The sequence below is a fragment of the candidate division KSB1 bacterium genome (assembly GCA_034506335.1).
GTDB lineage: Bacteria > Zhuqueibacterota > Zhuqueibacteria > JANLFK01 > Oleimicrobiaceae > Oleimicrobium.
The window spans coordinates 1-7,992 of record JAPDPR010000085.1; the positions used below are offsets into that span (position 1 = coordinate 1).

10 protein-coding genes are annotated in these 7,992 nt (G+C 59.5%); all 10 read left to right on the plus strand.

The annotated features are described in order from the left end of the window. The coding region (locus tag ONB25_14940; protein MDZ7394181.1) for an FAD:protein FMN transferase at positions 1-210 on the plus strand (210 nt) is incomplete at its 5' end. A gap of 43 nt (positions 211-253) precedes the next feature. Then, positions 254-1,204, plus strand: coding sequence for an SDR family oxidoreductase (locus ONB25_14945; GenBank protein MDZ7394182.1), 951 nt, complete (start codon positions 254-256; stop codon positions 1,202-1,204). A 9-nt stretch (positions 1,205-1,213) separates the two neighbouring features. After that, complete coding sequence (gene waaF / locus ONB25_14950) at positions 1,214-2,299, plus strand: lipopolysaccharide heptosyltransferase II (GenBank protein MDZ7394183.1); 1,086 nt, start codon at positions 1,214-1,216, stop codon at positions 2,297-2,299. Continuing rightward, positions 2,275-2,700 carry a ribosome silencing factor gene (rsfS, locus tag ONB25_14955; GenBank protein ID MDZ7394184.1) on the plus strand — a complete coding sequence of 142 codons (426 nt, stop codon included), beginning with the start codon at positions 2,275-2,277 and terminating at the stop codon, positions 2,698-2,700. The genes waaF and rsfS overlap by 25 nt, the downstream gene beginning before the upstream one ends. Continuing rightward, positions 2,697-3,839 carry a 6-phosphofructokinase gene (locus ONB25_14960; GenBank protein ID MDZ7394185.1) on the plus strand — a complete coding sequence of 381 codons (1,143 nt, stop codon included), beginning with the start codon at positions 2,697-2,699 and terminating at the stop codon, positions 3,837-3,839. Before rsfS ends, ONB25_14960 begins: the two co-directional genes overlap by 4 nt. Positions 3,840-3,981: 142 nt before the next feature. Next, entirely contained in the window at positions 3,982-5,814 is a 1,833-nt protein-coding gene (gene argS / locus ONB25_14965) for an arginine--tRNA ligase (GenBank protein MDZ7394186.1), read from the plus strand. Between the two features lie 27 nt (positions 5,815-5,841). After that, positions 5,842-6,768 (plus strand): PfkB family carbohydrate kinase, encoded by a 927-nt coding sequence (locus tag ONB25_14970; protein MDZ7394187.1) that lies wholly within the window; start codon positions 5,842-5,844, stop codon positions 6,766-6,768. Then, positions 6,759-7,178 carry a secondary thiamine-phosphate synthase enzyme YjbQ gene (locus ONB25_14975; GenBank protein ID MDZ7394188.1) on the plus strand — a complete coding sequence of 140 codons (420 nt, stop codon included), beginning with the start codon at positions 6,759-6,761 and terminating at the stop codon, positions 7,176-7,178. Before ONB25_14970 ends, ONB25_14975 begins: the two co-directional genes overlap by 10 nt. Positions 7,179-7,235: 57 nt before the next feature. Then, positions 7,236-7,760: a TIGR03546 family protein gene (locus tag ONB25_14980; protein ID MDZ7394189.1), complete on the plus strand. Its 525-nt coding sequence runs from the start codon at positions 7,236-7,238 to the stop codon at positions 7,758-7,760. A 2-nt stretch (positions 7,761-7,762) separates the two neighbouring features. Beyond that, positions 7,763-7,992: hypothetical protein (locus ONB25_14985; protein MDZ7394190.1), on the plus strand; the 230-nt coding region annotated here is incomplete at its 3' end.

Sequence of the window (7,992 nt, forward strand, 5' to 3'; positions counted from 1 at the left end):
GCGCGTCCGTGCGCGAGCGTCACGGTGGTAGCCAATTCCGCCATGGAAGCCGATGCGCTTTCCACGGCCATCTTTGTATTGGGACCGGAAAAGGGCCTGGCCCTTGCAGAGCGTTTGCCAGGGGTGGCGGCCGTGATAGTGGCAGAAGACCACGGTGCCCTCCAATGGTGGGCCACGCCCAATATCCGGGGCAAGCTTGAGGTCCTTTAGTACCGGGCAAGGTCAGACTCTGCGAAAAAAAGACGGAGAGGGAATGCCAACGACTCTGGTGACCGGCGGTGCGGGGTTCCTTGGCTCGCACCTGTGTGAGTACCTCCTGCAGAAGGGGCACCACGTCATCGCCATGGACAACCTCATCACCGGCACGGTGGCCAACATCGAGCACCTGCAGTGCGAGCGCTTTCGCTTTATCAAACACGACGTGACCGAGTACATCTACGTGGCCGGCAAGATCGACTACGTGCTCCATTTTGCCTCACCGGCCAGTCCTCTTGACTATCTCCAGCTCCCCATCCAAACGTTGAAAGTGGGGGCCCTGGGAACGCACAAGGCGCTGGGACTGGCTAAGGAAAAAGGGGCGCGCTTTCTGCTGGCTTCCACTTCGGAGGTGTACGGGGACCCCTTGGTCCATCCGCAGAGCGAGGACTATTGGGGCAATGTCAACCCGGTAGGGCCACGTGGCGTGTACGATGAGGCCAAACGCTTTGCCGAGGCCCTGACCATGGCCTACCATCGCTACCACGGCGTGGACACGCGCATCGCGCGCATCTTCAACACCTACGGCCCGCGCATGCGCCCTCACGACGGCCGCGCCATCCCCACGTTTATCCCGCAGGCACTGCGCGGAGAACCCATCACCGTGTTCGGGGATGGCTCACAGACCAGAAGCTTTTGCTACGTGTCAGATCAGATCGAGGGCCTCTACCGGTTGCTCATGTCCGACTGCGTGGACCCGGTCAACATCGGCAATCCGCAGGAATTGACCGTGCTCGAGTTGGCACAGACCATCATCCGACTGACTGGGAGCTCCAGCCCCATTGTCCAAAAGCCACTGCCGGTGGACGACCCACGGGTCAGGCAGCCGGATATTACCAAGGCCAGGCAGGTGCTGGGGTGGGAGCCAAAGGTTGGGCTCGAAGAGGGGCTGACCCTCACGATCGACTGGTTCAAGAGAAAGCTGGCGGAAGAGGCGCCGCGAGGATGAACCCCCTCTATGGAGGGAGAAGATAGACAGGTGGTGCCGCAGCGGGTGCTGGTGATTCGCTTTAGCTCCATTGGCGACATTGTGCTCGCCAGCCCGTTGCTTCGCGCGTTGGCAAGGACATTTCCCAGTGCGGACATGGATTTTGCCACCAAAGAGGAATTCGCGGACCTGGTCCGCTTTTCGCCCTACGTGCACAAGGTGCTCGTCTTGCCAAAAGGCGGCAAATGGCGGCAGCTTGAGAGGCTGCGGCAAGAGGTGAAAGCTCGCCGCTACGATGTCATCGTTGACATTCACAAGAACTTTCGCAGCTTCTACGTGCGCTTGGGCGCAGGGCCAGCGAAGGTGCTCCGCTACCGCAAGTGGCGCTGGGCCCGCACGCTGCTCATCGTGGCCAAGAAGAACGTTTATCCCGGCGTCGTACCGGTCTACCAGCGCTATCTAGCCGCGGTCGGTGTACTCGGGGTGAAGGGCGATGGGCGCGGGCCAGAGGTTTTTTTGGATCCGGCTGCCCGACAGCGCGTGCAGAAGAGACTCGAACAGGTCGGATTCATGACGCACCCGTTGCGCGTCGCCATAGTGCCGGGAGCGGGTTTTTTCACCAAGCGCTGGCTTCCGGAGCGCTTTGCAGAGGTTGCCGATTCCTTGGCTGAGAGGCACCAGAGCGGTGCGCTTATCCTTGGCGATGCCAAGGATCGAACAATTGCCGAACAGGTGGTCTCGCACATGCAGACACCGCATCTAAACCTGGCGGGCGCCCTTTCGCTCATGGAGAGCGCGGCAGCTCTTGACTGTTGCGACCTGGTCTTGTGCAACGACACCGGACTGATGCACATTGCGGCGGCACTGGGCAAGTGCGTGGTGGCTATCTTCGGACCGACAACCGAGGAGTTGGGCTTTTTCCCGTTCGGCGAGCTTACGCGTGTGGTGCAGAAAGATCTCCCCTGTCGGCCATGTTCCGCGATGGGGTCCACGCGCTGCCCCAAGAGGCACTTTCGTTGCATGCGGGACATCTCCGCGCAGGAAGTGGTGGTTGCTGCCGAAGAGCTTTTGGCCAGAAGGGGAAAGGAGTTTTGCGAAAGGAGGGCCAGGAACTGAGTACAAAGGACTTGTCTGACCCAAAGACGTTGGCCTTGCGTATTGCCGATCTCTCTTTAGACAAGAAGGCCTCGTCAGTGTTGGTGATGGACTTGCGGGGCTTGTGTTCGTTTACAGACTATTTCGTGTTGTGCACCGGTGCCTCCGACACGCAGGTCAAGGCCATCACCGACCACATCGAGGAGGAGCTGAGCAAAGAGCACATCGAGCCTTGGCACCGCGAGGGCTACACGCACCTACGCTGGGTGATTCTCGACTACATCGACGTGGTGGCGCACATTTTCCAGCCCGAGGTGCGAGAATTCTACGGCCTGGAGCAGTTATGGGGCGATGCGGAGGTCATTGAGGTAGGGGAGGACACCGGACGAGGCAACCAAGAGTTGGGGAGGGCACCAAGATGAGGACACTCGGCATTCTCACCAATGGCGGCGACACATGCAGCCTTAATGCGGTAATAAAGAGCATTCGGGATAACGCGATCGAGGCTGGGTTCCCGAGGGTTCTGGGCTTTGAGGACGGGTATAAAGGGGTGATGACCAAATCGGTGCGACTCCTTACTTGGGAACCAATTGACCCCTATCAGGGCGGTACAATTCTCAGGTCGAGGAGGGATGCACCCCGATCTGACGACGACAAGAGAATCCTATTCGAAAATCTGTGCGAATTAGAGGTGGACACCTTGATCGTCATAGGTGGTGACGGAAGTTTGAGTGCAACCAGGGAACTATTTGAATGGTCCGGGTCGAGCAACTACCCCGTGAAAATCCTGGGGTTTCCTCGCACCATTGATAACGACATAAGAACGAACACTTTTGAGGGAAGTGTTGAGGTAGCTCTTTGTCCCGGATACCCTTCAGCAGCCCTGAAGATAGCTCGTCTGACGAGGGATTTGAGGACCACAGCAATGTCCACCCGACGCGTGTTCACTTTGGAGACTATGGGGAGGGACGCGGGTTGGCTTGCTGCTGCGGCTAGTCTGGGCGGAGCGGAATTTGTGCTGATTCCGGAAGTGCCCATGGAAGATGCGGACTGGGAAAGATTCTACGATCGAGTTGCCAAACTCTACAAAGTAAACGGGGGCCACGTAATCATAGCGGTCTCGGAGGGTTTCAAGTTCAAGGGTACACAGGAGATGGACGCAGCATTTGGTCCGAGGAAGCTTGGTGGCGCGGGCGTTAAGGTCGCAAAGATGGTGGAGAAGGCCCTGACCGAGAGAGGTCTAGATGGGGTGGAAGTGCGATGTCAGCATGCCGACTACATTCCCCGGATGGGAAGACCTTCGGAGTACGACGTCGCTCTCGCCTTCGCCCTGGGGAAGGAAATCAAGGCTATGCTGCACGACCAAAGAAATGGGGAACTACCAATTCCTACCCGCGTGGTTAGCGGTCCGGACATCGAGAAACACATTGCGCGTATTCCGCTGAGTAGGGCCTCTCAGCTGCTCTTTCCAGCAGATGAGTTCTACAATAAGGACAAGTTCTCCGTGAGTGATGCCTTTATTGATTTCGTCAAGAAGATTGTTGATCCGAGAGAACTGTGACCCGATGGGTGTCGCCGCACAGCATGGTTGGGCAAGGCAGTAGGAACCAGCCCACTCATCCTGCACCGCGCGGCGGAGACACAGCAGGAGGCAAGAGCTTGAATGCCGCCGCTTTTCGCGATATTCTCGAGGTGGTCCGCGCATGAGCATCATCGAACAGCAGATCTTGACTTCAATTGCCAAGGCCGCACACAAGGCGTACGGTCTGGCCCTTCCGCCGGAGGCGCGCCTGGATACGCCCCCGGATGAGCAGCTTGGCGACTTTGCCTTTGCCTGTTTCCCGCTTGCTCGGCTGGCCAAATCGGCGCCGGCAGCGATTGCGGCGCGCCTTGCCCAGGAGTTGACCGTTGAGCCCCCTATCGCGCGGGTGCAGGCGGTGGGACCGTATCTGAACTTCACCGTCGAAAAGGAGGCCCTCTTCCGCGTCACCTGCACCGAGATTCTTGCCGCCCCCGAGACCTTTGGCAACTGCGACGAGGGCAAAGGCGAGAAGGTGCTCATTGAGTACTCGGCACCGAACACGAACAAGCCGCAGCACCTCGGCCACGTTCGCAATAACCTGCTGGGCATGGCCATCTCCAACCTCCTAGAGGCTATCGGGCACCAGGTGGTGCGCGTCAATCTGGTCAACGACCGGGGCGTGCACATCTGCAAATCCATGCTGGCCTATCAAGAGTTTGGCCAAGGCAAGACCCCACAGTCCGAGGGCATCAAAGGCGACCACTTCGTGGGCGACTTTTACGTGCTCTATGAAAAGCAGCAGCATCAGGAGTGGCAGCAGTGGCTGGCGGCCCGCGGGATTGACCCGAAAGGGTTGGACGACCAGGAGCGTCGGCGCCTGGAGGCAGAGTTCCTCAGCCAGTCCAGATGGTACGGCCGCGTCAAGGAGATGCTGCAGCGCTGGGAAGCAGGCGACGCGGAGGTGCTGGCCCTATGGCGCAGAATGAATGACTGGGTGTACGAGGGCTTTGACCAGACCTACCGCCGCCTGGGGTGCAAATTCGACAAAGTCTACAAGGAAAGCGAAACCTACCAGCTCGGGCGCGCCCTGGTAGAGGAGGGGTTGGAGCGCGGCCTCTTCTACCGTAAACCTGACGGCTCCGTATGGGTTGACCTCAGCGATGAAGGCCTTGGCGAGAAGCTCCTCTTGCGCAGCGATGGTACCTCGGTCTACATTACCCAGGACATCGGCACCACAAAGCTCAAGTTTGACGACTTTGGTATGAAGCGGGCCATCTGGGTTGTGGGCGACGAGCAGATCTACCACTTCCAGGTGCTCTTCGCGATCATGAAAAAGCTTGGGTTCCCCTGGGCCGAGGGCTGCTACCACTTGGCCTACGGCATGATCGACCTGCCCGCCGGCAAGATGAAGTCGCGCGAAGGGACCGTGGTTGATGCCGATGACCTGATGGACGAGCTCTTCAGAATGGAGCGGGAGGAAATCGCCCGCCGCCACCTGGACATTGCGCCGGAGGATCTGGATTCCACCGCCGAAATCCTGGCGCAAGGTGCGCTCAAGTTCTACATCCTGAAGTTTGGCCCGCAGAGTCGCATGCTCTTCGACCCGGCAGAGTCCATCTCCTTCGACGGATTCACCGGACCTTACGTGCAGTACGCCTACGTGCGCGTGCGCAGCATCTTCCGGAAATCAGGCAAGGACGAATTCGCGGCCGTGTCCCCTGAGGAGTGCGATTTCTCGGTGCTCGTGGAGCCTGAAGAGATCGCGCTGGTGCGGCGGCTGCATAGCTTCCCAGGCGAGGTGAAGGCTGCAGCTCTGACGTACAACCCCGCACGACTCGCCACCTACCTGTGGGAGTTGGCAAAGGCGTTCAGTCGCTTCTATCACGAGCATTCCGTGCTGCACGCCCAGGAGGAGAGGCTCCGGCAGGCACGGCTGGTTCTGGCCAAAGCAACGAGCATCGTGCTGCGCCGTGGTTTGGCCCTGCTGGGCATCGATGTGCCAGAAAGGATGTGAGCGGGAACTGGAAGGGAGGATGAGTAGATGAGCCTTTTGGTCGTCGGTTCGGTGGCATACGACACGGTGGAGACCCCGTTTGGCAAGGTGGACGAGGCCTTGGGTGGGTCGGCCATCTACTTTAGCGCCGCAGCGAGCTTCTTCGTCCCTGTACGCCTTGTGGCGGTGGTGGGCGAGGATTTTGACCGCAGCCAACTGCGATTCCTCGAGAAACGGAACGTGGATCTCACTGGCTTGACCACCGAGTCTGGTCTCACTTTCCGTTGGGCCGGCCGGTACGACTATGACCTCAACGCGCGGGAGACCCTGTATACCCACCTCAATGTGTTTGAGAACTTTGTGCCCAGACTTCCTGAGAGCTACCGAGACAGTGAATACATTTTTCTTGCCAACATCATGCCGCAGCTGCAGATGCGCGTGCTGGAGCAGGTGGACAGGCCCAAGCTCGTGGTATTGGATACCATGAACTACTGGATCGAGAACACGCCTGCCGAGCTCCAGCAGACCCTGAAGAAGGTGGACGTGCTCATCATCAACGATGCCGAGGCACGGCAGCTGTCGCAGGAGGCCAACTTGTTCCGCGCGGCCCGCTCACTGCTGGACCAGGGGCCGCACACGGTGGTGATCAAGAAGGGTGAGCACGGCGCACTCATGGTCACCCGCCAGGGCTGCTTCTGGGCCCCCGCCTACCCGTTGGAGACCCTCTGTGACCCCACCGGGGCCGGGGATACTTTTGCCGGGGGTTTTGTCGGCTACCTGGCCTACACGGGTGATTTGTCCGAGCAAAACCTTCGCCGTGCCGTCGTCTATGGTAGCGTACTGGCCTCATTTTGTGTGGAGCGCTTCAGCGTGGACCGCCTGCGCGACCTCAAGCCCGAAGAGATCCAAGAGCGTTTCAACGCATTCCTGGACCTGACTCGGGTTGACCATGGGAGCACCCTGCAATGCAGGTGATCACTGACCGCATTGCCGTGGCCACGCACGGCCGCAATCACATGGTGGACCTCACCGGTCAGGTGGAACAGTGCCTGGCGCGCAGCGGCTTGCGCGAGGGGACGGTCACCGTGTTCGTGCCAGGCTCCACCGCCGGCGTGACCACCATTGAGTTTGAGCCGGGGCTGCTGCAGGACGTGCCAGAGGCCTTAGAGCGCGTGGCGCCCATGGGCTCGCGCTATCACCACGACGCTACCTGGCACGATGGCAACGGTTATGCGCATGTGCGCGCCGCGCTGGTGGGAGCCTCCCTCAGCGTGCCGTTCGTGGACGGAAGCTTGCTGCTTGGTACGTGGCAGCAGATCGTGCTTATCGACTTTGACAATCGCAGCCGACAGCGGGAGATCGTGGTGCAACTGATGGGGAAGTGACACGTCGACACACCGGGCGGCTGCACATCACAAACCATCGACGGAGGTACAACCGTTATGGTTCCACTTAGCCTGGTGAGCAAAGTCGTCAAGGTTCTGCGTTCGGCAGACTCACCTGCTCAGGTGGGTTGGGGTTTTGCCCTGGGGGCCATCCCCGGGCTCACACCATTCTGGGCCCTGCACAACATCCTCGTGATTCTCCTCATCTGCATCCTCAACGTGAACATCAGCGCCGCTTTCTTAGGATGGGGGCTCTTCAGCCTGTTCGCCTATCTGCTCGACCCTCTCTTCGACCTGCTCGGGTACCAGATCTTGGTCAATATCCCATCGCTCCAACCCCTTTGGACGTGGCTGTACAATGTGCCCATTGCCCCGCTTACGCGTTTCAACAACACGGTGGTGATGGGGAGCTTGGTGGTGGCCTTGGTCATGCTCGTGCCGAACTATGCCTGGTTCCGCTGGTTCGTTAAACGCTTTCGTGAGTCGTGGGGAGACAAGATTGGCAATTGGAAGGTGGCGCGCGCCCTGCGGGGCAGCAGCATTGTCCAGCTCTACCTGAAGATTCGCGATTTCGGAGGATAGCCATGCGCTGGAAGGGCTTTATTCCGTTCCTGGTCCTGGTAGTGGGCGTGGCCGTCGTGTCTCTGTTTTTCCTGGACCGCTGGGTCGAGTCTGGCTTGGAAAAGGCCGGCGAAGCCATCGTGGGGGCAAGGGTGGAGATTGATGGGCTGAAGGTGCGCCCTACGGCCTTGTCCTTTGAGTGGAAAAGGCTGCAGGTGACCGACCCGGACCAGACCATGCGCAACCTCATCGA

Excerpts from the sequence above, each read along its gene's own strand:
- ONB25_14980 (MDZ7394189.1), top strand. The coding sequence starts at position 7,236 with ATGGTTCCACTTAGCCTGGTGAGCAAAGTCGTCAAGGTTCTGCGTTCG.
- ONB25_14970 (MDZ7394187.1), top strand. The coding sequence starts at position 5,842 with ATGAGCCTTTTGGTCGTCGGTTCGGTGGCATACGACACGGTGGAGACC.
- ONB25_14975 (MDZ7394188.1), top strand. The coding sequence starts at position 6,759 with ATGCAGGTGATCACTGACCGCATTGCCGTGGCCACGCACGGCCGCAAT.
- waaF (MDZ7394183.1), top strand. The coding sequence starts at position 1,214 with ATGGAGGGAGAAGATAGACAGGTGGTGCCGCAGCGGGTGCTGGTGATT.
- argS (MDZ7394186.1), top strand. The coding sequence starts at position 3,982 with ATGAGCATCATCGAACAGCAGATCTTGACTTCAATTGCCAAGGCCGCA.
- ONB25_14960 (MDZ7394185.1), top strand. The coding sequence starts at position 2,697 with ATGAGGACACTCGGCATTCTCACCAATGGCGGCGACACATGCAGCCTT.
- ONB25_14945 (MDZ7394182.1), top strand. The coding sequence starts at position 254 with ATGCCAACGACTCTGGTGACCGGCGGTGCGGGGTTCCTTGGCTCGCAC.